The 25738-nt window shown below is 42.5% G+C and carries 29 protein-coding genes; 16 read left to right on the forward strand and 13 right to left on the reverse strand.

Annotated elements, in window-relative coordinates:
* The first annotated feature begins 282 nt into the window (after positions 1–282).
* Positions 283–1083, forward strand: coding sequence for a hypothetical protein (locus F6J99_RS04440; RefSeq protein WP_293111873.1), 801 nt, complete (start codon positions 283–285; stop codon positions 1081–1083).
* Between the two features lie 86 nt (positions 1084–1169).
* Here the strand turns inward: F6J99_RS04440 and F6J99_RS04445 are convergent, their stop codons facing one another.
* The 3 genes from F6J99_RS04445 to F6J99_RS04455 form a co-directional block, all read right to left on the reverse strand.
* Complete coding sequence (locus F6J99_RS04445) at positions 1170–1403, reverse strand: hypothetical protein (RefSeq protein ID WP_070390715.1); 234 nt, start codon at positions 1401–1403, stop codon at positions 1170–1172.
* Positions 1404–1474: 71 nt separating this feature from the next.
* Positions 1475–2083, reverse strand: a complete 609-nt coding sequence (locus F6J99_RS04450; RefSeq protein WP_293111874.1) for a hypothetical protein — start codon at positions 2081–2083, stop codon at positions 1475–1477.
* A gap of 161 nt (positions 2084–2244) precedes the next feature.
* Complete coding sequence (locus F6J99_RS04455; protein ID WP_293020920.1) at positions 2245–2775, reverse strand: thylakoid membrane photosystem I accumulation factor; 531 nt, start codon at positions 2773–2775, stop codon at positions 2245–2247.
* 310 nt (positions 2776–3085) lie between these two features.
* Here F6J99_RS04455 and F6J99_RS04460 point away from each other — a divergent pair, with 310 nt between their 5' ends.
* A complete protein-coding gene (locus F6J99_RS04460) occupies positions 3086–3325 on the forward strand; it encodes a hypothetical protein (protein ID WP_293111875.1) in 240 nt (79 codons plus the stop codon).
* A 12-nt stretch (positions 3326–3337) separates the two neighbouring features.
* On the opposite strand, the gene F6J99_RS04465 is transcribed toward F6J99_RS04460, so the two are convergent.
* Complete coding sequence (locus tag F6J99_RS04465) at positions 3338–5227, reverse strand: S-layer family protein (RefSeq protein ID WP_293111876.1); 1890 nt, start codon at positions 5225–5227, stop codon at positions 3338–3340.
* Positions 5228–5351: 124 nt separating this feature from the next.
* On the opposite strand from F6J99_RS04465, the gene F6J99_RS04470 reads away from it, so the two are divergent.
* Together F6J99_RS04470 and F6J99_RS04475 are read left to right on the forward strand one after the other, a co-directional pair.
* Positions 5352–6872 carry an HlyD family efflux transporter periplasmic adaptor subunit gene (locus F6J99_RS04470; protein ID WP_293111877.1) on the forward strand — a complete coding sequence of 507 codons (1521 nt, stop codon included), beginning with the start codon at positions 5352–5354 and terminating at the stop codon, positions 6870–6872.
* A 373-nt stretch (positions 6873–7245) separates the two neighbouring features.
* Positions 7246–8007: a peptidylprolyl isomerase gene (locus tag F6J99_RS04475; protein ID WP_293111878.1), complete on the forward strand. Its 762-nt coding sequence runs from the start codon at positions 7246–7248 to the stop codon at positions 8005–8007.
* Positions 8008–8103: 96 nt separating this feature from the next.
* On the opposite strand, the gene F6J99_RS04480 is transcribed toward F6J99_RS04475, so the two are convergent.
* Positions 8104–8286 (reverse strand): hypothetical protein, encoded by a 183-nt coding sequence (locus F6J99_RS04480; RefSeq protein ID WP_293111879.1) that lies wholly within the window; start codon positions 8284–8286, stop codon positions 8104–8106.
* Positions 8287–8948: 662 nt separating this feature from the next.
* Positions 8949–9098 (reverse strand): hypothetical protein, encoded by a 150-nt coding sequence (locus tag F6J99_RS04485; RefSeq protein ID WP_293111880.1) that lies wholly within the window; start codon positions 9096–9098, stop codon positions 8949–8951.
* 532 nt (positions 9099–9630) lie between these two features.
* On the opposite strand from F6J99_RS04485, the gene F6J99_RS04490 reads away from it, so the two are divergent.
* Positions 9631–9777: a hypothetical protein gene (locus tag F6J99_RS04490; protein WP_293111881.1), complete on the forward strand. Its 147-nt coding sequence runs from the start codon at positions 9631–9633 to the stop codon at positions 9775–9777.
* Positions 9778–10041: 264 nt separating this feature from the next.
* On the opposite strand, the gene F6J99_RS04495 is transcribed toward F6J99_RS04490, so the two are convergent.
* The gene (locus tag F6J99_RS04495) at positions 10042–11100 is read right to left on the reverse strand and encodes a hypothetical protein (RefSeq protein ID WP_293111882.1); all 1059 of its coding nucleotides are present in this window, start codon (positions 11098–11100) and stop codon (positions 10042–10044) included.
* 417 nt (positions 11101–11517) lie between these two features.
* Between F6J99_RS04495 and F6J99_RS04500 the strand changes: the two genes are divergently transcribed.
* From F6J99_RS04500 to F6J99_RS04545, 10 genes are all read left to right on the forward strand, one after another.
* Positions 11518–11682, forward strand: a complete 165-nt coding sequence (locus tag F6J99_RS04500) for a hypothetical protein (RefSeq protein WP_293111883.1) — start codon at positions 11518–11520, stop codon at positions 11680–11682.
* 138 nt (positions 11683–11820) lie between these two features.
* Positions 11821–12348 (forward strand): hypothetical protein, encoded by a 528-nt coding sequence (locus F6J99_RS04505; protein WP_293111884.1) that lies wholly within the window; start codon positions 11821–11823, stop codon positions 12346–12348.
* A 4-nt stretch (positions 12349–12352) separates the two neighbouring features.
* A complete protein-coding gene (locus F6J99_RS04510) occupies positions 12353–12757 on the forward strand; it encodes a hypothetical protein (RefSeq protein WP_293111885.1) in 405 nt (134 codons plus the stop codon).
* 304 nt (positions 12758–13061) lie between these two features.
* On the forward strand, positions 13062–13814 hold the full coding sequence (locus tag F6J99_RS04515; RefSeq protein ID WP_365972594.1) for a helix-turn-helix domain-containing protein: 753 nt from the start codon (positions 13062–13064) through the stop codon (positions 13812–13814).
* The gene (locus F6J99_RS04520) at positions 13777–16521 is read left to right on the forward strand and encodes a peptidase domain-containing ABC transporter (RefSeq protein WP_070390928.1); all 2745 of its coding nucleotides are present in this window, start codon (positions 13777–13779) and stop codon (positions 16519–16521) included. The genes F6J99_RS04515 and F6J99_RS04520 overlap by 38 nt, the downstream gene beginning before the upstream one ends.
* A gap of 123 nt (positions 16522–16644) precedes the next feature.
* Positions 16645–17004, forward strand: a complete 360-nt coding sequence (locus F6J99_RS04525) for a four helix bundle protein (protein ID WP_293111886.1) — start codon at positions 16645–16647, stop codon at positions 17002–17004.
* Positions 16976–17215 (forward strand): hypothetical protein, encoded by a 240-nt coding sequence (locus tag F6J99_RS04530; RefSeq protein ID WP_293111887.1) that lies wholly within the window; start codon positions 16976–16978, stop codon positions 17213–17215. The genes F6J99_RS04525 and F6J99_RS04530 overlap by 29 nt, the downstream gene beginning before the upstream one ends.
* On the forward strand, positions 17200–18735 hold the full coding sequence (locus F6J99_RS04535) for an HlyD family efflux transporter periplasmic adaptor subunit (RefSeq protein WP_293111888.1): 1536 nt from the start codon (positions 17200–17202) through the stop codon (positions 18733–18735). The genes F6J99_RS04530 and F6J99_RS04535 overlap by 16 nt, the downstream gene beginning before the upstream one ends.
* 117 nt (positions 18736–18852) lie before the next feature.
* On the forward strand, positions 18853–19074 hold the full coding sequence (locus F6J99_RS04540; protein WP_143727427.1) for a hypothetical protein: 222 nt from the start codon (positions 18853–18855) through the stop codon (positions 19072–19074).
* Positions 19075–19106: 32 nt separating this feature from the next.
* The gene (locus F6J99_RS04545; protein WP_293111889.1) at positions 19107–19862 is read left to right on the forward strand and encodes a peptidylprolyl isomerase; all 756 of its coding nucleotides are present in this window, start codon (positions 19107–19109) and stop codon (positions 19860–19862) included.
* 661 nt (positions 19863–20523) lie between these two features.
* Here F6J99_RS04545 and F6J99_RS04550 read toward each other — a convergent pair.
* The 6 genes from F6J99_RS04550 to F6J99_RS04575 form a co-directional block, all read right to left on the reverse strand.
* On the reverse strand, positions 20524–20664 hold the full coding sequence (locus F6J99_RS04550) for a hypothetical protein (protein WP_293111890.1): 141 nt from the start codon (positions 20662–20664) through the stop codon (positions 20524–20526).
* 155 nt (positions 20665–20819) lie between these two features.
* Positions 20820–21065, reverse strand: a complete 246-nt coding sequence (locus F6J99_RS04555) for a hypothetical protein (protein ID WP_070396447.1) — start codon at positions 21063–21065, stop codon at positions 20820–20822.
* Positions 21066–21305: 240 nt separating this feature from the next.
* Positions 21306–22577, reverse strand: coding sequence for a nif11-class peptide radical SAM maturase 3 (locus tag F6J99_RS04560; protein ID WP_070390932.1), 1272 nt, complete (start codon positions 22575–22577; stop codon positions 21306–21308).
* 416 nt (positions 22578–22993) lie between these two features.
* Positions 22994–23353, reverse strand: coding sequence for a Nif11-like leader peptide family natural product precursor (locus tag F6J99_RS04565; RefSeq protein WP_070390933.1), 360 nt, complete (start codon positions 23351–23353; stop codon positions 22994–22996).
* Between the two features lie 174 nt (positions 23354–23527).
* Positions 23528–23887 (reverse strand): Nif11-like leader peptide family natural product precursor, encoded by a 360-nt coding sequence (locus tag F6J99_RS04570; RefSeq protein ID WP_293111891.1) that lies wholly within the window; start codon positions 23885–23887, stop codon positions 23528–23530.
* 517 nt (positions 23888–24404) lie between these two features.
* Complete coding sequence (locus F6J99_RS04575; protein ID WP_293111892.1) at positions 24405–24617, reverse strand: hypothetical protein; 213 nt, start codon at positions 24615–24617, stop codon at positions 24405–24407.
* A 160-nt stretch (positions 24618–24777) separates the two neighbouring features.
* Between F6J99_RS04575 and F6J99_RS04580 the strand changes: the two genes are divergently transcribed.
* The gene (locus F6J99_RS04580) at positions 24778–25575 is read left to right on the forward strand and encodes a PD-(D/E)XK nuclease family protein (protein WP_293111893.1); all 798 of its coding nucleotides are present in this window, start codon (positions 24778–24780) and stop codon (positions 25573–25575) included.
* Positions 25576–25738: the final 163 nt, after the last annotated feature.

Here is a 25738-nt window from a genome sequence, read left to right on the forward strand (position 1 = left end):
TTTTCTTTGTCTGCCTTCGGTACCTTCATAGTGGAGGGTAATGGTAACTGACTGAGTCGAAGTGTAAGAAACCCCCTCCGTAATGCAGGGTCGGTAGGGCGAGTTGATCACTTTTGAGCCTTTTACACCTAAAGTTAAGGAACTATAGTCTAGTTTCTTGGGGTTGCTCCTCTAACTAGAAACGCTAATTAGTAACTGAAAGACCAATCAATGTTGAAAAGGCAATTGAGTTTAGCAGGATGGCTTAAAAATCAACCACTAGGACTCTTGTTAGCAACTTTGATGTTGATAACATCTAGCCTATTTGCTGAGAAAGCCAAGGCTAATGAATCCTTCGTAGCCAGTCAATCATCGGTGATATTTTCCCAGCCTTTAAGGGACGCAACAGAAGCTATCAAACCTGATCTAACGGAACCATACGTTCAGAGTGACCCGCTCAACAGTCCTTATCCTATTCCTTGGAATTGGGTCTTGGAAACCCACGCTGAACTGGTTGCTAATCAGAGTTTTGGGTCTAGGTACTATCGCAGCCAATCACTAGTGTCTCCCGATGGCAAGTATGCTGCCTATAGTCGGATTCAACTACAAGCACAGCCGGAACTGTACCGCAGCCGCATCAGTAGTGTAATGTTTCTAGAAAATTTGCAGACTGGAGATTTGCGCATCATAACTGCATCTTCTCCCTTAGCTAACCATATAAATGATGATAAATTAAGCGGCGCGATCTCTATTCTGATTCCGGTGTCTTGGACAGAGTCAAGCGATCGCCTTCTAGGGCGGCAATTTGAAGGTTTTTTTAATACCTCAGATGCTTCTGATTACGCAGTAATTTGGGATCGGAACCAAAATACTGTCACCACCTTGGCTCCTAAGCGCATTCATTATACTAATGCACTGTTGCTAGGCTGGAGTCAAGCTAATCCAGATCAAGTGCTATTTCAGGCTGGTGAGTTGGGCAATGAGTATTGGCCAATGTGGTCTGTTGAACCCAATGGTTACACTGCTCTTACCTTTGAGGATGAACCTATGGTTTATGGTGAATCAGTAGAACACATTTGGTCTGGTGCCCAGGCACGGTGGTAATGCCCAAGTATTAAGGATAAGGATGAAGGATGAAGGATAAATTTTCATAATTCATCCTTCATCCTTCATCCTTCATAGTTTACCAATTATCTTTGGTGTTGTGCTACCAATTTTTTTAGGTAAGAGTAAGCTTCTTCTGGTGAAAGAGTGAAGATTTGACCTTTGCATAGAATTTCGTACCTTCCTAAGTAATAACCATGTCCACCAATTAAACCCATCTTTGCGGCTTGATTGCCAAGCTTGGTTAATTCCTGTCGAATTGAATAGTCCAATTCTTCTATTGGTTGATCAATAACTTGATTAATAGTTTGTTCCTTCATGTTTGACCGCTCCTCGTTTATTTATAATACTGCTTTATGCACCCCATAACCCATCGACCTGGCGATAGCGGTCAACAAATTGGGCACTTGCCTGGATTAACTGCATGAATGTACTCACTTCCTGATGTCGGCCATCCCCGTTTATAGGATGCTTCTTCAGGTTTACCCCAACCTAACTGCAATATAATTTCCCAAAAGTTGTAATTCTTATATTCATAGAGATTTGCCCATTCCGTTTTTTGGGCGACCTCTTTTACATCATTGGGCATAATTTTTTGATAGTCTTTACCAAAATTAATACTTAGGTATAAGTCCATACCTTGGATGCCTGTATACCAAAACTCTAAGAGGTCAGCTTTGGCAGCTTTAAGGATTTTCAGGTCACTGTCTAGGGCGGCTAACTGCTCATCAATAGCAGGATAACGTAGAGTCTTTCCTTTCATAGTCAGTTCGCGCCAAATAATGCCTGAAACTTGGTGTTGCCGTTGGTAGCTGTGAACTGCGGCTTTAAAGTCGTTATAAGCACTGAACTTTTGAATTCCCTCCGGTTTCAGAAAGCGATCAATCACAGGGTTACCAGACACCGAAGCTGCCAGATTAAGACGTTGCCCATTCATGCACGAACGACGTTCTTGAGCCAAAATTTCGATTAGCTCCTGTGTGCTGTAAACCTTGGACATCAGCACGGATGTTAACTGTACTTACAAATAGCTTAACCCGTAAACGTGACAAAAAAATAGGGTAAACGCCAATGGCAGTTCACTCATGACTAAAACAATTGTCTTCATGTTACGTTGTGGGAGTTTGATTGGATGGATGTCTCAGCACTAAGCCAATTAAATCACTCTGATGTTAACTGAGCATTTATATCATTGACAGTGCGCAGCTTTAACTCTACAGATTCTGAACGGGGTAGTAAGTTAAACACTTCCCGAAACACATCATCTATCTGTTCATAAGGAACTTGTCCAATTTCGTTGAGTACTACCTCTGCATTTTGGTCAATCAGTACTGTCTGGGGAATTAAATCTTGGTAGTAGTATCCCGCTTCTGTGGGTGTATAGGTAGCATCGGCTAACAAAGTGTCGATGTTGACTGGAATAAAACTCGCTGCCCTACCATAAGGCTCCTGTAACTTAGAGATAGTCACAGAATATAGCTTGCAATCCCTACTGTCATCTACGTAGAACACCAACAAAGCTGGCTTTTTCCTGCGCAAAGAATCTTCTAAGGTAATTCGTGGTGGGACTATAGAGCCATTACCAGCATACAGAGCAAAAATATTACCATCAAAGCTGTCATCATCGAAACTTGCTAATGCTGATGGTGTTCCCAGTAGATACCAGCAGCTCAGTAAGCCGACAAGAATCAATAGGCATTTGGAAACAAATCTGCGCCTTACACAGGAACTATATGTAATAGTCCTGTATCGGAATCCTGCTAAACCGTCTATCATACCGAATTATTAGCCCTTATCTCAAATCCGAGGTGAATCCAAGTCCAAGGGTTTCAAAAATCGCAACAATCACTATAGCAATTGTAATTCAGTTGTGAACCCTAGTGCAGGCATATTGGCTGCACTACCAGCATAACTAGACTTAGGCGTACTTAGGCGTGAGTCAACCGGATGAATGATCAATGGTGACGAGGGTGTTTTCTCTCCCAGCAGAGAAATGCTACGGATGACTAACATCATATACTGCACCCACGCGATCGCATATACTGCACCCACGCGATCGCATTCATCACTGTATCACTGTCAGATCAGCAGGAGCGACCCAAGGGCAGTTTACCTGCCCATTGGAACGCGCGCCTTAGATTTCCGATCAGGGAAAATTATGAAAAATCCTCGGTTGCTGATGCCCAAGGCACAGTTGATCAGCAGAAGTGATGGGCAACACCACTCCAGCGAAAGGAATTGATAGTCAACTGCCTCAACCCTTGCTACCACAATATCTAGGAATATACCAATTACTCTTAGGTGTAACATTATTCGGTTCAGCCGTCAGGATAATCGTACCATCCTCCCCAACAGTCCAACCCTGAGCTTCCACAATTTTCTTCGGACGAGAAGGAGTAGGAGTAGAGGCAGTTCGGCGTTTCCCTCTCATGGGCAAGTAACTGACCTCAGGGGTAGGAGTAGAAGTAGCTTCTTCGATCTTCTCTTCTTCAGTATCAAGGGTGATCCAATCTACCAGTACAGACTGTTGATTGATTGGGTCTAGGGGACTCGGGGGTAAGCCACCTCGTCCAGTAACAATGAATTCACCCAGTTCATCTACAGCTACTTTTCCACTCCTGGGACAGTTGGCAACAATTAATGCTGAAGGGTCAACTACTGATGTTGGTAAGTTTTCAGGATCCTGTGCTGAGTTGGTAATATCCCTAGTCACAGGCCCAGATTGACCGCTGCTAAAGCTAATAGCTGCTATTTCACTATCATTATTCTCAAAAGCAAGGGATTCGATTATCTTTCCATCTGAGTCTGTAAACGCACTGGTATCTTCCAGTACTTTCATATTGAATAAGCCCTCGAGGGTGATGTCGATTCTTCCACCATCCCCTTTCTGAGCATTAGCAAATATATCGCTACCTTTCTCATCATTAGTTAAAGGCAGCGCTAGTAATACTCCACCAGAAATATCGATATTTCCACCATCGACCCCATTTCCTGTAGCGCTAGCCAAAATTAGGCTGTTGTTATCGAGTATGATCACTCCTGGTACATTGATATCGATAGTTGCTGCATCTTTGTCTTCGGTTTTTTGTCCAGTAGCAGCTATAAGTTGGCCGTTGTCTAGGGTTAGAGAATCAGCCTTAATTTCCAGTGTGCCAGCCTGTCCTAGCTTGCTCTCATCCACTTCAGTCTCTGGAAAACCATTCTGAGTTAATGGTACAGCGCTTACTGCTATTCGTGCTCCCTTCTCGACAGTTAGCTCGTCTGTTTCTATAGTCACATTTTGAGCCGTACCCCCTTCGGTTGCTGCAGCGAATATTCCTGCGGGAGATTTAGGATCCTCTGGTAGATTTGGACTTATAGGATCATCTGGTAGAGTTCCACTTAACAGCACTGAGTCTTTAGCCACCACTTCCACGTTTCCTGCGCTCCCTGTTTCGGTAGAAGCAGAAATTTCGCTGTTGTTTACGGTCAAGGTGTCTAAATCTAATCTTATGTCACCACCTCGGCTTTTTTGGGAAGTGGCGATGACTTTAGCACCATCGGTTACTTTCACGTCATTGGCATCAATTTCGATATCACCACCCCGAAAGTAACTTTGGCTTTGAGCATTCAAAAGTGCACCATCTGATAGACGAAAGGTCGGTGTTTCTATCTTAATAAGTCCTCCTTCAGCCTTGGCTTGATTTCCAGTTTCGGTAAATATGCCACTTTCTCTTTTCTGTGTTTGATCGGAATTAACCCAAACCCCAGAGATGTCAACAAAATCTGTGGTCTTGACGTCAACATCACCTGCTTTTATTTTGCCATTAGTAGAAGCTTGTATTCTCCCTCCATTTTTGAGGGATAGAGAGCGAGCTTCAATGTAAATGTTAGCAATGTTAGCAGCGCCTTCTTCTAAGGTTTGATTGTTTCCCGCATCCCGACCTATGTTAGTTTTGATTGCGCTACTTAAGCCGGTAATATCAATCTTCTCCTTAACCTTTATGGTGATGTTTCCAGGATTTCCCTTACTGTTACGATTAACCTCAGCAGTGATACTGCTCTTATTGCTTAAGGAAAGTAAACCAGCTTCAATGATTATGTCGTTAGCATCACCTGTAGCTCTCCTTTGGGATTGCGCTTCAATTTGAGCCCGATCTTCCATGATGAAGTCTCANTACTCCCTACTCCCTACTCCCTACTCCCTACTCCCTACTCCCTACTCCCTACTCCCTACTCCCTACTCCCTGTTCCCGTTGCTAAATCACTAATTACTAATCACTAAACCCATGCCAAATACATTAAACAGACAAGTAAACGGAGATCCTGCCCCCCAACAACACCAAGAAACCTTGACTTCTCCAACACCAGCTTCATCTCGGGATGATTGGTCTGAGGCCACTCAAGAACTACTCGATAGTTTACCCCAAGTTTGGACAAGGGGACTGATGTACTTTCTAATCACATTTGTTGGCCTGATTTTGCCCTGGGCTATACTATCTCAAGTGGATGAAACCGGTACGGCTAGGGGACGACTAGAACCGAAAGGAAACACGGTGAGGCTGGATGCAGCTGTGGCGGGAACCGTAGAATATATTAAGGTAAAAAAGGGAGATAAAGTAGACGCTGGACAACAGTTATTAGTATTAGAATCTGAGTTAGTTAATTCAGAGCTAAGGCAAGTACAAGATAAGTTAAAAGGTCACTTAAATCGCTTGTCTCAGTTAGAGTTGCTGAAAAATCAATTAGTGGTAGCATTGGCAACTCAGCAGCAACAAAATCAAGCTCAAGTGTTGGAAAAACAAACACAAGTAGACCAAGCGCTACAGAATCTGGAGGCTCTGAAGAATTCCTATGATTTACAACAAGAAGAAAAGTTAGCTCAAGTTAATCAGGCGCGTCAGACCTTTAAACTTAGTCAAAAGTCTTTTAATATAATTGAGAATCGTTTGGATAATGCTGAGCGGGAGGTGAACCGTTACAAGGATGCCTATGAGGAAGGGATTGTTTCGGAAATCCAAGTAGTAGACCGGGAAGATTTGCTACAGGAGAGGCAACGGTTGTATGAACAAACCAAGTCAGAGATTGAGCAGAGTAAGTTACGTCTAACTGAACAACAGAGTAGTTATGAACGAAGCCTTCGACAAGCGCGAGCAGAGATTGAACAGGCACAGTTACGACTAAAGGAACAACAAAGAAGTTATCAGACTCTGAGCCACTCGGGTAAATTAGCGCTGCTGAGGGTGGAGGAACAATTGAAGAATTTGGATACACAAATAACTACCCTCAATTCAGAAATTGCTCAAAGTAAGGGTGAGATTAACTCGTTGCAGCTTCAGTTAAAGCAACGAGTGTTAAAGGCACCGGTCAGTGGTACGGTGTTTGAATTACCGATTCAAGCGGCTGGAGCGGTAGTGCAGTCAGGAACTATGGTGGCGGAAATTGCACCCTCAGGTTCGGTGTTGGTAATTCGAGGGCAGATGGCAACGACTGAAAGTGGTTCTTTAGAGACAGGAATGCCAGTGAAGCTTAAATTTGATGCCTATCCGTTTCAGGATTATGGAGTTGTAGCAGGACAGTTAGTAGACATTTCTCCTACTACCTCTGAGGTGGATACTCCTAATGGTAAAAGAGCAGTTTATGATTTAGAAATTGAACTGAAGCAGGATTGTATAGCTTCGGCTGATAAGTGTATTCCCTTGCGTCCTGGAGATACGGCCATGGCTGAGGTGATTGTGCGCCAGCGTCGGATTATTGATTTTATTCTCGATCCCTTTAAGAAGTTACAGCAGGGAGGGTTGAAGTTGTAGATGTTGGGTGCATTTCATATTTGTAAATCTATAACTAAAAGAAGTGTGGGGAGGGTGGGGAGAGGGGGAGATAGGGAGATGGGGAGATAGGGAGATAGGGAGATGGGGAGATAGGGAGATAGGGAGATAGGGAGATAGGGAGATGGGGAGATAGGGAGATAGGGGAGATTTTTATTAAAGGTAATTGTCATAAAATGATATTAGCTTTCTATTGCCAGATGAAATTGATCTTTATCCAACTTCCGACTTCCCTCTTCTGACTTACCTGTTCCCTGTTCCCTGTTCCCTGTTCCCTGTTCCCATAACTTCTAGTTTCACATCTAAACTGATAATTATAAAACCACTAATCAAGAAGTAAATTAGGTCAAAACTTATGGTTAATTCTCACCCAAAGATGACTATTACTAAGGAAGATATTTGGCATCAAGTTAAGCTATCGGGTAATATTCCTGAACTAGTTGAGGAGATTCTTAATCGTCAGGTAATCAAGGATGCTGTGGATCAAGCGGGGATAACTATTGAGGTTGAAGAACTTCAGGAAGTAGCTGACCAAACGCGATTAATGAACAACCTCAGTAGTGCTGATGAAACTTGGGCTTGGTTAGAACAACGTGGTATGTCTCTGGATGATTTTGAAGAAGTTGTCTATGACACGGTTACCTCTGGAAAGTTAGCTGATCATTTATTTGCGGATAACGTTGAGTCTTATTTTTATGAAAATCAGTTGGATTATGCGGGTGTGGTGATGTATGAAGTGGTATTAGATGATCAGGATTTGGCTCTGGAACTTTTCTATGAAATTCAGGAAGGGGATGTCAGTTTTTATGATGTGGCTCACGACTATATTCAGGATCAGGAGTTACGTCGAAAACTTGGCTATCGGGGGATAATGTACCGTAACGATTTGAAGCCCGAGATTTCCGCTGCTGTTTTTGCTGCTACTCCGCCAGAAGTGCTTAAGCCGATTGTGACTGCTCAGGGAGTGCATTTGATTTTGGTTGAGGAGATTGTTCAAGGGGAATTGGATGAGCAGCTCAGGTATCAAATTATCTCGGATTTGTTTAGTGGATGGCTGAAGCAACAAATTGGGAAAATTGAGGTGGTGAAAAATCTGGAATCAAAGTTAGAGGACTAAATTTAGTAGATATTGCTGAATTAATCAAATAATCCTCTGATAGATACCAGAGGATTATTTTATACCTAATTAGGTATTTTATCAGAACACCTAGTTCTAAGCTTTTAGTATTTTTATTATTTCTGCGCAACATTTACCTTTACATTTAATAATTTTACCCCCTTTTATTTTTATCTTATCTCCGCCGATGATCCCGTTGATATTATGCTCATCGAGTTCAGTAATGAAGCTTTCAGAAACAGGTGAAATAGCAAGGTTAGAGATTGTAATGTTAGCCATTAGTAAATGTCCTATTCAGTCAAGTTGTCTTGTTTAGGATTAGAGGTTTGATTTCCTAATTCCATGAGTATCCTCTCGAGTTTATTCCAGGATGGCAAGGGGTTAATCAAGGAAAAAAGTGACAAAAGTAATTCAGTTATATCTTGGTCGATTGCCAGTATATATATACTAGGTGTTTAGAGGTTTTATTGCCTTATTCCATGACTATCCTCTAGGCTTTATTCCAGGATGGCAAGGGGGTAATCAATGAAAAAAGTGACAAAAGTAATTCAGTTGTGTCTTGGTTGATTTGAAAAATAACCCTACTAGTGGGTCAAGTCATAACAAGTATTAAGTAAACCTGAAGAAATCTCTAGGTTTTTATAACCAAAATTAAATTAGTTATATTTTTGTTGCTTGTGCGTCGCTCCCTTGAAAGCTAGACCTGAGAAAACCTCATAAAACAATTCCACCCAAGATAAATCTTGGGTGGAATCAGAATCAGTAGTATAGCGCTACGCGCAAGGCAAGAGGCAAAAGGCAACAGGCAAAAGTTGACTACAACGCTTTTGCTGATTGTATAAATGTCAAACACCTTAATAGGTAGTGCTATAGAGTTCCAGGGATGGAGTTGAGTGAATTCACATTAGGTATCACTGCTTGGGAATCAAAAGCGATCGCTTTTAGCGGAAGCGTTCGCAAAGCGTGGCCAAAGGCCGAAGCTTCCGGAGCGTAGCGTGGCCTACGGTCAATCGCACAAGCGCGGAAGCTTCGGCTTTGCCGAAAGCGTAACCATTCCCGTAGCGTGGCCTAAAGGCCAAGGTCAATCCCATAACTTCAGTTGACTGTAGCGCTACATACCTATGCTCTGAGTAACTCAATGGCTATATTATCGTGATGGCATCAGTTGATCAGCTTTCTGCTTGCTTTAGGCAGGCGCTTTAGTAATGAACCTGCACCGAAGGCACCAACCAAAGCTAATGTACCCCAGGCAGCACTCGGTTCAGGAACTCTGTAGCTCAGGGGGTAGGGTGTAGGGTGTGGGGTGTAGGGTGTAGGGAAAAAAGACCGAGCTTCCTGACAGGAAACAAAAGGGGGATGCTCTGATGAAGGTTTGCTATTACTGTTTTGCTGAGTGAGATCTTGGCTTGCTACAGGGTATGTCCTTGTTGTAAGCAGAAATTTGATATTGATAGACCCTTAAAGGAGTTACCGACAGGGAGGATGATCCGGTACTGGGTAAGTAATGAGGAAAAAGTGCAGTATGCCGTATATCAGAGGTTGCTTAAAGCTCCTTACCACAAAGAATAGCCGCCAGAGTGGGCGGGACAAAAGTTTTTAGAGAAATTCAACTACTTGCCGCCCTTGGATTGGCGACGTAATTCTGTACTTATCGGAGCATCAGCAGAACAGCAGAAAAAATACAAGAATTATTTACAAAAAGTTGCCAAGTTGGGAGACTTGGGACAAGAGTGGGTTTGGGAACAGCTTTGCTTGGAATTAGGGGTTTAGTTGTGACGCGCAGCTTTTTGTCCTTGCTATAAAGTGAATAAATTTGCTAGAAAGTGCTAATAATTGTTTAAAGATTTCTTTAGCAATAATTTGGAGTAACTAAACATAACACTTAACGAGGCAATAAAGTCCTGTTAAGGTTATGAAACCTGGTATCACTGTTGCAATATGCCGTTATTATGCGATCGTATCTTTCTCCATTATAACTACCAGTTCTAATAGCCTCGTCAACTTAAATCTTTCCAATAAAACTTACGAGGCAAATTAAGCGTTTTGCTCTAGTCTCCGCGTATAACATTGCAACCATGCTACGTAGCGACCCATTTGATATTCTTGACTACTATCTATGATCTCATCGCGAATTTCCTTGTCCCAATCATTGCCATCCCATCCGTCAGCATAAATTTTACCATCACAATAGTTCTTTACTTGGAGAGATTGATCGGTTGCTTTCGTAACAGGCATCTCATCATTGCCCACACAAACTGTATTCCACGCAGCTTGGGAGATTATATTCATATAATGCGGAAAACCTGCCTGGAATTTATCAGTCAGCATACCACTATGCCCCATATCAGCAACTTGGATATAAACATTCTTCATACGAATATTTTCTGTGTCGCTAAATTTCCGATGATATTCTAGCCCCAAAAGGGGATCTGTAGAATTGATTCCAACCAACTCTCCTGCGTATGAGGCAAAGGGATAGTCTTTTTTAGTTCTGATCACAATGTGATATTCCATTGTATCTACAGAATTTACCATCTGGTGAAAGGTTTTGACATTCTCAGAAAGAGGATTGTCCCCACCAACTCTCATGCAAACAGGATCGAGTAGGACGACCCGCTTTAACTTGTTACCAAATTTTTGATGAAGTCCAGGCAAATTGCTTATACCCAAAAGGCAGCCTCGGCTGTGTGCGACCACAAAGATATCTTCATATTGGTCAAAGGATGGGTTATCCCAATTTTTGATGCAGGCTTCGATAATGGTTTGTGAAATGTCTGTTAGCCCGCGAACATCTTTCGCGGAAAGCCCCGCTGGATTAACATTGAACCAAGTAAAGTCATCCCACAGCTTGTTTGCTGCCCATTTGAGGGAATCCAGAATCGCCTTTGCCTTGATAGATGAACCGTACTCCCAATTAGTGTAGACGTGCTCGCGCCATAAATATCGATTCTGATTACACCAAATATTGGGATACCAGTTGACAAAGTTAAACTGGAGGATATCAACTTCACTAACTTGATCGCTAGGGAAAATCGTTTGATATTCATGTTCATCTGTACCACCAAACACAATTAGTAAACGATTTTTGGACATAATTAACCTGTAAATTATTATAGTATGGCTATATCTGTGTTTCCGGGAGGTTTATTCCTCAGAATTCTCGAAAGCATTGTTATCCAAGGCTTTTAAACCTTGGATCTCTGAATCAGCGAAAACCTATAGTCATTCTGGATAGCCAGCAAGAAAAAATAAACTTTACACTTTTTTTCCTAAATCCCAAGTTTAGGGGCAGTATCAAGGTTAGACTGGATGTAATATGTCTTCTGCCCTGTACTTCAAATGGAAAGCCAGAGCGAACACACTATTAATAGCAACAGCGAAGTTATTTTGTCAATACCTTCAAGAAAGCAGCACGACTGAACATGGACTTGAGAATCTCCTATTAACGACCGGTGACCAATTATCGGTAATGGTGCTACATTGATAATGTACGTACAGTGCGCACAAGAAATGACTGAAAAAAAAGGTGGCTCCAAACCGAAGCAATCAGAGGTTTGGACTAAGGTAATCGGAGATTCAATCTTAAAAGTCACCAGCTATGAAGACAAATTCATCCCATCCTTGTGGGATAGCCAGGGGATTGTCTGGTGTGGTGGCTATGTTTCCAACTCCTAAAAGGCGAGAAATATGGCAGTCATGTCATATAATTGAAACTTCCGATTATTCTTTGAGGAAGGACTAGCAGACGTTGACCCAGAGTTATTAATCAGACTCCCATTCAATGAACTGATCTATATCAACAACTCTGGAAATGTGGAACGATTGATCAAGGATTTGGATGTAGAGAATCCAGAAATAGTCCCTCTCTTAGTTGATCAATGGGGAATAATTATCGATGGCAAAAGTCGCCATGCAGCAGTTGAAGCCTTAAATTCACGTTCAGATGGCAACAAATTCCCAAGAGTTCCCGTAGAGATCAGAACCTTCTCCGACAACCTGGAACGACTAAGGCAACTCAAGTTACGCAATAGCTATCAAGTCAAGACCAAGATGCAGCAATACATAGAAGCTCAACTAATGCTGCAAATTGAGAAACAGGAAGTTGAGCGGAAAAAGAGAAGAGGAGAGGATACTGCGATCGCAAGACATGGCAGATCGATTGATCGAGTTGCAGCGACGGTTGGTACTGGTAGAACTACCTTACAAATTGGCTTCAATGTGGTTGAGGCTATTCAAAAAGAGGAGAATGCTGATCTTGCCAAAAAGTGGTCAAAGCTTTTGGAAGAACGAACAAACAAGATGGCCTATGACATCATAGCAGGACCCGACCGAAGATCGTGAGTCTGTGATAGATCAGCTTTATAACCCAGAAGGAAGACTGAGGAAGAAAGTCTCTGTTGAACGTGCTTATAATGAGGTCAAAGCTGAACGACTGATAGATGCTGAACTAGACTCTTCTGGTAATAGTAATGATGCTTCTGGTGAAGCTGTTGATGGAGAGACTAACGACTCAGATATGGGGAAGTGTATGCAAAGGGCTTCTAAGGAGAGAGTAGTTTGTTACACGAAAAAAGCGATTTATTTGTGTGACTCTGGAGTTTTATTCAACAAGAAGACTCAGAATATTATTGATCAGCACGAAATGTCTATATGTGCTTGGAATGGCAGGATAGAGTTTGTACCAGGGGACTTGCTAATAATTGTCTTATCCCCCACACCCCACACCCCACGCCCCACACCCCACACCTGACGTCTTTGTAAAAAACATACCCTTGAAAGCTTCTCCCACTTCTCCCTAAAAGAACCTAATCCCTAGTGCCTGATCATCTTGATCCAAAAATGAAATCAAACTTTACACAAACAACATAAAAATCCACCAAAATCTAAAATTAGATAAAAATCATCCAAAAAAACGACAAAATAAGCCACAAATTGGCCAAAATCATCCAAAAAATCCACAATACTAGGGAAATTTGACGATTAAAACCAACATAAAAGCCAACATCCACCCTCGATCATCAAAACAATGAGTTAAAGACTTTTTAGTTACAGATATGTCAGGACATCAGTCAAAACCTGATTTTGAGGGTGCATGTACTAGTACAGGTAAATATTTAACAGGGTTTCAGCGCAAACTACTACAAAAAAGTCTACGAGCCGATTTACCCCAGCATTATCGTCAGCGCATTGAAATTATGTTGCTAGCGGATGATGGTAACTCTCAAATTGAAATTTGTCAAACCTTGGGATGTTGTCCAGCTACAGCCAGACATTGGATATTGATGGCACGGACTGGGATGGCGCACAACTGGCAGAATAACCCCATTGGTCGCCCTAAGGCAGTAAATCAGGAACATCTAGAGCGATTGAAGGAACTGGTAAGCCAGAGTCCAAAGGAGTTTGGCTATCCATTTCGGCGCTGGACAGCTAACTGGTTGAGTAAGCATTTAGCTCAGGAATTTGGGATTGAAGTCAGCGATCGCCATATTAGTCGGTTGCTAAAACAAATGGGATTGTCTACCAAAGGCAAACCCCGTAACCCCGAGTCTAACACCACTGAGAATGATACACCGTCGAAGGATAAAGCTTCAAATACTAGTAGCGATCGCGTAGCGGCTCGTACCGAGCATCCCGTAGCGGCTCGTACCGAGCATCCCGTAGCGTGGCCTACGGCCAATCGCATTATCATTTGTGACCTGCAATCAGCTTCTAGTGCTGATTCTCGAGAATTGTTATCCACCACTCTCTCTAGATCAGATTTAGACATCCATGGTTCAAAGTGCATCTACTCCGTTGATTTCCCCTGAACAACTCAGCCATACTCTCGGTACAGCTCTCCCAATACAGGAATGCCAGCGCTTTCTCAAACACTTGACATTAATAGAGCCCAAGGTAGGTAAATTTTGGCAAGGCACTCAGGCATCAGCTGGTATCTACATTATTATTGCTGGAAAAGTAAGGTTGCTGAATCAGGCCGGTGACTTAATTGCCAGCTTAGAAACAGGGGCATCATTTGGGGAATTGACCTTGTTTCCCTCCGCTGACTTAGCCAGCTATAGCGCTAGAGCTTCTCTGAAGCTAAAGCTATGCTTTGTACCGGGGGAAGTCTTGTTTCCCCTGATCAATAAGTATCCCGAAATCCGAGAGCATTTTTGGAGTCAGGCGCAAGCTCGTAATGCCCTACTAGTTAGCTCCCCTACTCCCCCTATCACTCCATCTGACTATCCCCCCATCTCCCCATCCCCCCATCTGACCATCTCCCAGTCTCGGTCTGGGGAAGCCAAGTCCCAGAAATCCCAGAAAAAAGTTAGCAAAGCTTACTTTCCTAACCCGACCCAGCAAGCAGGTCATTTATGGCAACGGGTAATCCGACGCTATCCGTTTTTTGCCCAGCAGAGTGGTTCTGACTGTGGTGCCGCCTGTTTGGTAATGGTATCTCGCTATTGGGGTAAACGGTTTAGTGTGAATCGCTTGCGGGATATCGCTAATGTTGACCGCAATGGCGCATCATTGCGAGGACTATCAGCAGCAGCGGAAAGTATTGGCTTTTCTACTCGTCCGGTTAAAGCCAGTCTTGACCAGCTAGCGAAGCAAAAATTGCCAGCTATTGTCCATTGGGAAGGTAAACACTATATTGTCGTTTATGAAATTACTCGGAAACGAGTGATTGTTTGTGACCCTGGCATTGGTCAACGTAGTCTCACCCATCGAGAATTTAACGCCGATTGGACCGGTTATGCACTGCTGCTACAACCAACAGCATTACTCAAGGATGCTATTGAAACGACTACTCCCTTCTGGCAATTCTTTGAATTAATCAAACCCCATGGGTTAGTAGTGTTAGAGGTATTTCTTGCTTCCTTATTTATCCAGATATTTGGATTAATTACACCTCTATTCACCCAGCTAATTTTAGACCGAGTGGTGGTACAGCGCTCTGGGCTAACCTTAATGGCGGTGGGCTTAGGGCTGCTGATATTTAGCCTGTTTCGAGTGGCAATGATGGGGTTGCGCCAATATCTACTAGACCATACGGCTAATAAAGTAGATGCAGCACTGATTGTAGGATTTATTCGCCATACACTGCGGTTGCCTCTTTCGTTTTTTGAGTCCCGCTATGTTGGTGATATTATATCACGGGTTCAGGAAAACCGCAAGATTGAGCGGTTTCTTACCGGTGAAGCCTTATCAATTCTGCTGGATTTAGTAACGGTATTTATCTATGTAGGATTGATGGTTTGGTACAGCTGGAAAATGGCGTTATTGGCCTTAGTAATTGTGCCGCCATTCTTATTACTAGCCTTAATCGCGACACCGTTTTTACGGAGAATTTCCCGAGAAATATTTCAATCGATGGCTAAAGAAAATAGTTATCTAATTGAAGCGCTTTCTGGTGTAAGTACCGTTAAATCCACCGCAGTAGAACAAACAGTACGTTGGCATTGGGAGGAGTTATTAAATAAAGAAATTAAGACAAGTTTTGATGGGCAAGTTATCAGCAATCGTCTGCAAATTTTTAGTAATGCTATTGAAGCCGTAGTAACCACAAGCCTGCTGTGGTATGGAGCGTGGTTAGTGATTCAGAATCAGTTAACCATTGGACAATTAGTGGCATTCAATATGCTGTTGGGAAATATTATTACTCCCTTCAAGCGGTTAACCGTGTTATGGAATCAATTCCAGGAAGTAGTAATTGCTATGGAACGGATTAATGATGTGTTGGATGCCGAACCAGAGGAGGATTTGCTCAATCAAGCCCGTCAATCGTTACCATCGATTCAGGGTCACATTGCCTTTGATAACGTCACCTTTCGCTATCACCCAGAGAGTGATTTAAATGTACTGGAAAATCTATCATTTCAAGTGAAACCAGGACAAATGGTAGCCCTAGTTGGACGCAGTGGTTCAGGCAAAACGACGATTTCTAAATTGGTGTTGGGATTGTATCCACCCACAGATGGAAAAGTATTGATTGATGGCCTTGATCTTACCACTCTGTCCTTAGGGTCTTTGCGATCGCAAGTAGGAGTAGTAGACCAAGATACGTTTTTGTTTGGTGGAACGATTAGGGAAAATATTAGCTTAGGTCATCCTGCCGCTAGTTTAGACGAGATTATAGAAGCAGCACGATTGGCAGGCGCTGATGAGTTTATTAAACAGTTGCCCATGGGCTATGAAACCCAGATAGGAGAAGGGGGAGGGACATTATCTGGTGGACAACGGCAACGGATTGCGATCGCACGGGCTTTGTTAGGCAATCCTAAGTTATTAGTTTTAGATGAAGCCACCTCCCATTTAGATGCAGAATCTGAACGGATTATTCAGCATAATTTCACTCATATTCTCAAAGGTAGAACAACATTCGTCATTGCTCATCGGTTGTCTACAGTCCGGAATGCGGATTTAATTTTAGTGCTGGATAGAGGAGTATTGATTGAGAGGGGAACCCATCAGGAATTAATGGCAAAACGGGGACATTATTATTATCTGAATCATCAGCAATTTAGGCAATAGGCAATAGGCAATAGGTAATAGGCAAGAGGCAAGAGGCAAGAGGCAAGAGGCAAGAGGCAAGAGGCAAGAGGCAAGAGGCAAGAGTTAAATTTTTGTTTTTGTTTTAGTTTTTTAGGATTAAAAATGTCACAAATAAAAGACTTTAAAGATTTGCTAATTTGGCAAAAAGGTATGCTCATAGCTGAGAAATGCTTTTTTCTAACTCAAAAATTTCCAAAAGAAGAACTATATGGGATGACTCAACAAATAAGAAGAGCTTCATCATCTATCCCAGCCAATATATCAGAGGGCTATGGAAGAAGAGCTGCCGGGGACTATAAACGCTTTTTAAACATTGCTCAAGGTTCAGTTAATGAGTTACAAACTTTTCTGATTCTAGCTGTTAGAGTTGGTTTAGGTACGCCAAAAGACATTGAATTGATTTTAGAAACTCTTAAAGAAGAAACTAAAATGATTGCCTCTCTTATCAATAAACTATCCTAGGTTAGAACTCTTGCCTTTTGCCTCTTGCCTCTTGCCTTTTGCCTCTTGCCTTTTGCCTTTTGCCTCTTGCCTTTTGCCTTTTGCCTCTTGCCTTTTGCCTCTTGCCTTTTGCCTCTTGCCTTTTGCCTCTTGCCTATTGCCTCTTGCCTATTGCCTTTTCCCTATCACTAATCCCAATAACTCAGAACTAAAATTATGCCCAATACATTAAATGGACACTTAAATGGACATCGTCCAACTCAGCTACAAGACACTAATCATGATCAAGATAGTTTAAACGCCCCAAATTTAGCTAAATTGACTGATGATTGGTCTTACGCTACTAAAGAATTACTCGATAGTTTGCCTCAGGTTTGGACAAGGGGATTACTGTACTTTATAGTAGTGTTTGTGTCTATTATTTTACCCTGGTCGATGCTCTATAAGGTAGATGAAACCGGTACAGCTAGAGGAAGACTTGAACCAAAGGGTAAAACTGTCAGGCTGGATGCTTCTGTAGCCGGTACCGTGGATGAAATTAAGGTTAAAGAGGGGGAAAAGGTTGAGGCTGGACAAAATTTAGTGATTTTGAAATCCGGGTTAGTTCGTACTGAATTGCAGGAAATTAACGATAAATTAAAAGGGCAATTGAGTAGGCGATCGCAGTTAGAATTACTAAAAAATCAGTTAGTGGTAGTCTTGACAACTCAGCAGCAACAAAATCAAGCCCAAGCCTTGGAAAAGCAAGCTCAAATTGACCAAGCGCGACAGACTATAACTAATCTTAGGAATTCCTATAACTTACAAAAAGACGAAAAATTAGCTCAAGTTAATCAGGCTAGGCAAACTCTTCAACTTAGTAAAACTGCCTCTAAGTTAATAGAAATTCGTTTAGCTAATGCCCAGCGAGAAGTGCAACGCTATCGTAAACTTTGGGAACAAGGAGTTGTGCCAGAAATTGATGTATTAGATAAGGATGATGTGGTACAAGAAAGGCGACGCTTCTATGAACAAACTAAGTCTGATCTTGAACAAGCTAAGTTACGGATTATGGAAGAACAAAGTAGTTATAAACGGACAATGGGTCAAGCCCAGGCAGATATTGAGCAAGCAAAGTTACGATTAAAAGAACAGGAAAGGAGTTATCAGAGTATAATTCATTCCGGTAAGTTATCTGTACTTAAAATAGAAGAACAACTGAATAATATAGAGACCCAAATTACTACCCTAAATTCAGAAATTGCTCAGAGTAAGCGTCAGATTGAGTCGTTACAGCTTCAGTTAAAGCAACGAGTCTTAGACGCACCGGTAAGTGGAATGGTATTTCAGTTACCGATTCAAAGACCTGGTGCTGTAGTGCAGCAGGGAACTATGGTAGTAGAAATTGCCCCAGAGGATTCATCATTAATTATTCGAGCCCAGATGGCAACCACTGAAAGTGGTTCTTTAAAGAAAGGAATGCCAGTTAAATTGAAATTTGATGCCTATCCGTTTCAAGAGTATGGGGTGATAGCAGGAGAATTAGTGGAAATTTCTCCAACTACCTCTGAGGTGGAAACGCGAAATGGAAAGGTAGCAGCATACAACATAGAAATTGCCTTAAATCAAGATTGTCTTCCCACAGGTAAGGAGTGTATTGGGTTGCGTCCTGGAGATACAGCGACTGCTGAGGTGATTGTACGCCAGCGTCGGATTATTGATTTTATTCTCGATCCCTTTAAGAAGTTGCAGCAAGGAGGTTTGAAATTATAGGTGATTTCCGGGATGTGATATCAGTCACTTCAGGGCATTATCACTTAGTGCATTTATTAATTTTGAGGGACTTTGAGTCTGGATTTTAGGGAGCTGGGAGTAGGGAAAGAGAGGGAAGTGTGGGAGGTGTGGGGGGGGTGGGGAGCAAGTGGTGTGGTTTCCACCACTCGCTATTGCATCAATACAATGTATTTAAAAATACCAAATTCTCGTCAACTACTTCTTCTCTCTCCCCACACTCTTCTTGTCTCCCCCCTCTCCCCACACTACTCCCTCTCCCCACACTCTGTTCCCTATTCCCTATTCCCTATTCCCTATTCCCTGCACCCAGCACTATAACTTTCACAGTTTAAATTACTAGGATAAACACGATGTCACCAGCTATCACAATTACCAAAGACGATATTCTTGAAGAAGTAAAGCTATCTTGTAAGATTCCTGAGATTATCGAAGCAATTACTATCCGCAAGTTAATCGCAGCTGCTGCCGCTGAGGCGGGTATCCAAGTAGAAACAGAAGAACTTCAAGACGCAGCAGATCAATTCAGGATACTTAGCCAACTCGGGAGTGCTGAGGACACTTGGGCATGGCTAGAAAAACATGGTATGACCTTAGAAGAGTTTGAAGCCATGGTATATAATGGCGCTATTTCTGGAAAGTTAGCTAAGCATTTATTTGCTGATAAAGTTGAAGCATATTTCTTTGAAAATCAGCTAGATTATGCTGGTGTGGTGATGTATGAAGTAATCATAGATGATCAAGATTTAGCGATGGAACTCTTTTATGGGATTCAGGAAGGGGAGATGAGTTTCTATGATGTTGCTCATCAGTATATCCAGGATAAAGAATTACGTCGCTCTGGGGGATATCAAGGAGTAGTAAGTCGTGAGCAGATCAAGCCGGAGATTTCTGCTGCTGTCTTTGCGGCTAAGCCACCGGAGGTTCTCAAACCCATTGTGACCTCTAAAGGCGTACATCTGATTTTAGTGGAGGAGATTATTGAAGCGCAATTGGATGATAAGCTGCGGTATAAAATCTTATTAAATTTGTTTAGTGAATGGATTAAGCAAGAGGTTGAGCAATTTGAAGTTACGAAAAACCTTGACTTAGATTACCAAGCTGCCTAGGTTTTGAGTGGAATCTATAATCTAGATTCTAGATTATATAATTAATAATTCTACATTATAATCTTGGTCTTTAAGCTTTTTAAATTCAATGCCCTCTGATCATGATCAGGGGGCATTTTTGATGATTTATATTGCTAATTTAATTTCTCGATATTGAGACTGTATTGGTGAATTTAATTATTAATTAAAACCTTGTTAAAATATAACGACGCGAATTAATAATAGAAAGACCACCATGAGTAAAATTAAGTTCCTTGTCGGTTACATTATTGAGCAACATTTTATTTTTGTGGGATATATCAATATCTCCAATTATAATCTTAGCCGTTTGTTTTGTCAGGTTAGCCATTTTGTAATTTTCTCGTTAACAATGTTAATTTCATTCGGGACAATATTTGTTTTAATTACCTTATTTATATTATCTATTGTTGTGATATTTATCAATTAAAATATAACTAATAAATGACAAAATTTAACTATTTTTTGCTTGTTTTTAGTCCAATTTAGTATCGTTTTTGTTGTCAAAAATGTAAAAACAATCATTATTAAGCACATAATCCAAACAGTTATGTCTTTTTAATGCTAGTCACTTCAGTCAAAACAAAACAGTACTCAAAAGCTATATAGCAGTACGGATTAAGGTTAGGACATTGATACAAGCTCAAAAGCTGTTATAGTAAACTTTTGCCGTCTTGATGCAGTCGCTCATGGGGGAAACCCCCAAGACCGCGCTGCATCGCTTTTGCCTTTTGCCGTCTTGATGCAGTCGCTCATGGGGGAAACCCCCAAGACCGCGCTGCATCGCTTTTGCCTTTTGCCCTTGCCCGTAGGGCTATAACCTCCCTTTAGCCCAGACCAGGCTTAGCTCGCCCGTCCAAAAAAAAAGCCCGCCTGGGCGGACTGGATTTTCAAGGGAGTTTTGAAGTTCTAAGTTTTAACCCGAATTTGGAATCACTATTAACGTCTCAACACACCAGCTTCCTGCTCGATTCGGTCTAAAGCCTTCTTGGCTCTAAAAATAACTCTCAATAATGCCACCTGACTACTCCAAGCTGAGCGTGGTAACAGGGGCAAGGGAGACTCTACCTCAGTCTGAGAGTCATCAATGGATAACTCTAAATTACTAGTTTTCAAATTACTAGTCTTGTGATCGGAAACTGGAGTATTATCTAGCGCTATTGAATCAGTGGAGATATTAGTCATAGGAATGGCTTGCTCAAAGGGATAATTAGCTTGATGTCGCTTGATGTCGCTTGATGTAGGGTGGGCAGTGCTTGATCGAGATTCATGTGCTGGCCATAGCTTTGGTAGCCACTGCCCACCGAGGATTAATCACAAGCTTGATGTAGGGTGGGCAGTGCTTGACAAACGATTCATGTGCTAGCAATAGCTTTGGTAGCCACTGCCCACCAAGGATTAATCACAATAGTGCCAGATCTTAAATTAACTGCTACTACTAGCTAAAGATGGCACCAACTCCTCTTGTTCCTGCCAACCTTTTGGCCAAAGTATACGATCAGCACTAAAGTGAAGTGGATCATTGTCTGGCCAAGGAGCATCAATTGGTTCCTCAATCAGAACAAATTCGCCATTATCAAAAGGGTTACCTTCTGCGCGATGCTTGATTTCAACTCGCTCCCGAATACCCTGTTTCTCCTGAGTAAGAGCGCGGTGGTGACAGTAAGGATTATTCCCTCTGCGGTCAAAGAAAACATGAGCAGTCCAACTGCAGCCACCACGACACAGTTGAGCAAATTCACAACTCTTGCAGAAACCCCACAGATGGTCTGTGCCTTTAGGAGTATCAGCCCCTAGATTAAACCGCAACTCCTCGGTCTCTTCAATAATTTCACGTAGGGAGTGGTCTCGGATATTACCTCCAGTGTAGGCGGAAGTCGGCAATGAGGGACAACCTTTGATAGCACCATCGGCTTCGATGCCTAAGCTAGATAGTCCAGCATTGCACCCCTGCCAAAATGCCCAAGGATTATCCTCTCCCCGTCCCCGCAGCAGTCGTTCATAGGGACCATAGTAACCAATATTATTACCAGCTTGAACCTTTACCCCTTCCCGAAAAGCCCGACGGGCCACCCGCGCTATCATCGGGTATACATCTAGCAACTCATAGGGTTGCAGCAGAATCTCACTATTATCCGCCGCATTCCCCATGGGTACAGTCAACTGAATTTGCCAAGCGAAGACTCCTGCATCCCGGATGCGCTCGTAAATCTGGGGAAACTCTGGTGCACTGAGGCGATTAATTTGAGTGTTACAACCGAAGGGGATACCGGCCTCTTTGAGATGGCTCATGGTCTTAAACGCCCATTGCCAAGAACCTTTCCTACCCCGCAACCGGTCGTGTGTGGCTTCTAAACCATCCACGGACACAGAAACTACTCGAATCCCAGCATCTTTCATCCGGCGGGCTGTATCTAAGCTAATCCCAAACCCTCCAGTGGTCATGCCACAGACCATTCCAGCGGAGGTAATCGCTTTGGCAATATCGAGCCAGTCAGGACGTAGAAAGGCTTCACCTCCAATTAAGGTGACTTCTGTAATCCCAACGTCGGCCAGTTGTCTGACCATGTCTAGGGCTTCTGTAGTGGAAAGTTCTTTAGCCCTGGTATGACCAGCCCGAGAACCACAGTGTTGACAGGCTAAATTGCACTTAAGGGTGATTTCCCAGACGGCATAACTAATTCTGCGATAGGTCATCACAATTCTCCCATGTTAAGTTATCTCGAAAGAGGGACAGACATCAGCTGATCTAGCAGTTTTCAATGGGGTGAGGTACAGATTTGTGGGTTTTAGGGAATAGGGAATAGGTAACAGGGAATGGGAAAACGGGAATAGGGAAAAAATCCTGTTTACCTCATAAGTATATAAAACCCTAGAGTAAGCCAATCACAAATTAGTGACTTGGGTGTCAAAAAACTACCAATTAAAGATATCAATTCAAGTAGGGTGGGCAAAGTAATCTAATTTAGACTATTCAAAATAATCAAAATTTTTTTTGCCCACCGGACGAGCTAAAAACTGGTGTTTTTTTTGCTACTCCCTTACCGACTAACTATCTGTAGCATCCATAAACTGAAATGGTATGATCTGTGTCTGTCGGAATCAACCTGAGCTTATTGCTCAAACTTCCTTAAGATAGTATCGTCTATGACAACACCATACATCAGCTGAAGCGGCGGCCAAATCACCCCATAAATTTGCTGATTACTTCCCTTTATGCCCATAACTTGACTAGCCCCACCAAAAACAGCTTCTAGTTCTTGTTGATCAAGATCCCTCAGACCATCCTCAGCAGCATTTGACTCCAACAATTGGCCAGTATAGTCTTCAAGCTCCTCTTGGGTGAAGTCATAGCCAGCGCTTTGCACGATTTGGCGACATTCATCTTTACTGTTTACTCCTTGAATTTGGGCACGGAATGCTTGATCAGTGCCTAGCCTTTCGTAGAAGGCTTTAACATTTTCTAAAGACATAGTTTTCTCCTGAAATTACTGAAATACTGTTCGTAGCATCGGTTAAAAAACAGAGCTAAAAACTGGTGTTTTTTTTGCTACTCCCTTAACGACTAACTATCTGTAGCATCCATAAACTGAAATGGTATGATCTGTGTCTGTCGGAATCAACCTGAGCTTATTGCTCAAACTTCCTTAGAGAGTATCGTCTATGACAACGCCATACATAGGCTGAGGCCACCAATCTTTAGGCGGCCAAAAAACCACTCCATACATTGGCTGAAAAATAGGTTGTTTTATGCCCATACCTGTAGTAGCTCCACCAAAAACAGCTTCTAGTTCTTGTTGATCAAGATCCCTCAGACCATCCTCAGCAGCACTTGACTCCAACAATTGGCCAGTATAGTCTTCAAGCTCCTCTTGGGTGAAGTCATAGCCAGCGCTTTGCACGATTTGGCGACATTCATCTTTACTGTTTACTCCTTGAATTTGGGCACGGAATGCTTGATCATTGCCTAGCCTTTCGTAGAAGGCTTTAACATTTTCTAAAGACATAGTTTTCTCCTGAAATTACTGAAATACTGTTGGTAGCATCGGTTAAAAAACAGTACCGTAGCTAGGGCAGTATTTTCTGAAATAGATGAAGTTTTCATCCCTAATAAAATTTTATTCAATAAAAAAAATAATTAAGTAGGGTTTTAAAATTTTGTTGCGACAAAACTTTAAAATTATGTCGTCAACTTTGCTGTATGGGATAAGAAAATTATTTCGTTAGGGGGAGGATAGCAGCATCATTACTATGGCAGCAACACATGACGATAGTGATTAGGACTTACCCACAACTGCGTCATCAAGCCAATAAGTAAGGGTGCATCTCATATTTGTAAAAAAGTGGCGTAGGGTGTGTTAGGGACGGGCTCGCCAAGACGCAAGCCATAGCAAGTTTTGGGACAGTCCGTCCCGTAACGCACCACCGCGTCAAATAGCAAAAGTGAGATGCACCCATAAGTAATAATACCAATTAGTAAAAGTAGGACTACAGATGCAGATGAGGAGATGGGTCAAATTCCTATTAAGGGGAATTATACGGAGATAAGATGACAATAAAAACAACTAAATTTCGAGATATAACTAAAACAATTATGTCCCTAAAATCTGTGGCAATCAAATTTTCGATTGGCGAGTTAGCCCCAGGGGGAAGCGATCGCGTAGCGTGGCCAAACGCGCCCCGCGTGGCCAATAGGCCAAGGCCAATCGCATTCGATATCTGTGTGGAAACTTCCACCTCTTCCGCTAAACTAGCTAATATAGCGTTTCTAAATGAAATCTAAACCTAGGAAGTCTTTTTTTCTTGTTCAAGAAAAGTCTGTATATCTTTCCCCTATTGCCTTTTTCAGCAATTCGTGTGTTTACAACCCAGATACAAACGCCCTTATCATTGACCAGTGTCTCCTCCTGCACCTCTGACTCGTCTATCCCAAGGACAGCTGAACGTATTAGAAACCTGTCCCCGTAAGTTCCAACACATTTACTTTGACCAGCTGGGAACACCGGTGTCTCCCGAACAACAAGAGCGTCTTACTTGGGGAAGCCGCTTTCACCTATTAATGCAACAGCGGGAACTTGGGTTACCAGTGACATCCTTAGTAGAAGAGGATACCCAACTCGACTACTGGCTGACTGGTTTAGTCAATGCCGCACCAGAACTTTCCCACCCAGAGCCTGAAAGCTTCCGGGAAGCGGAACATTGCCGAACCCTGTATTTCCAAGGTTATCTACTTACAGTTATCTATGACTTATTGATTGCAGGGGAAGACTCAGCCCAAATTCTCGATTGGAAGACCTATCCTCAACCTAAAAATCGGGATTGGTTAGCCCAAGACTGGCAAACACGCCTGTATCTCTACATCCTAGCGGAAACTAGCGATTATTGGCCAGAACAAATTTCCATGAGTTACTGGTTTGTCAAATCCCAACCCTCTGCCCAAAGTCTTAAATTTACTTACAATAGCGCACAACACCAGAAAACTAGGGAGGATTTGACTCAGTTGTTGACCCGGTTGGCTGGGTGGCTACAAGGGTACCAAGATCAAGGTTTAGCTTTTCCTCAAGTAGCAGCATCCCTTGGTCGATGTCGTGATTGTACCTTTGCAGTGCGTTGTGAGCGTTACGGGAATAGGCTCAGCAACGATAGTACGGAATTACTACCCAATTTAGCTGATATCCAAGAAGTTTCCCTGTGAGCTACCATCTCTGATTGGGTTAGCTCCTAGCACCAGTAAGAGTTAAGCAGAGATCCCCGGGGGAACCTCTGCTGTAGCTAGTGCGCTAACCAGCCCATAGGCTACAAAGTCTGGTCAAGTAGATTTGACCAGGCTCAGTGCCGCTGGCTTCTTTGCGTTTCCT

Source organism: Moorena sp. SIO4G3 (assembly GCF_010692305.1).
In the GTDB taxonomy this organism is placed as follows: Bacteria; Cyanobacteriota; Cyanobacteriia; order Cyanobacteriales; family Coleofasciculaceae; genus Moorena; species Moorena producens_A.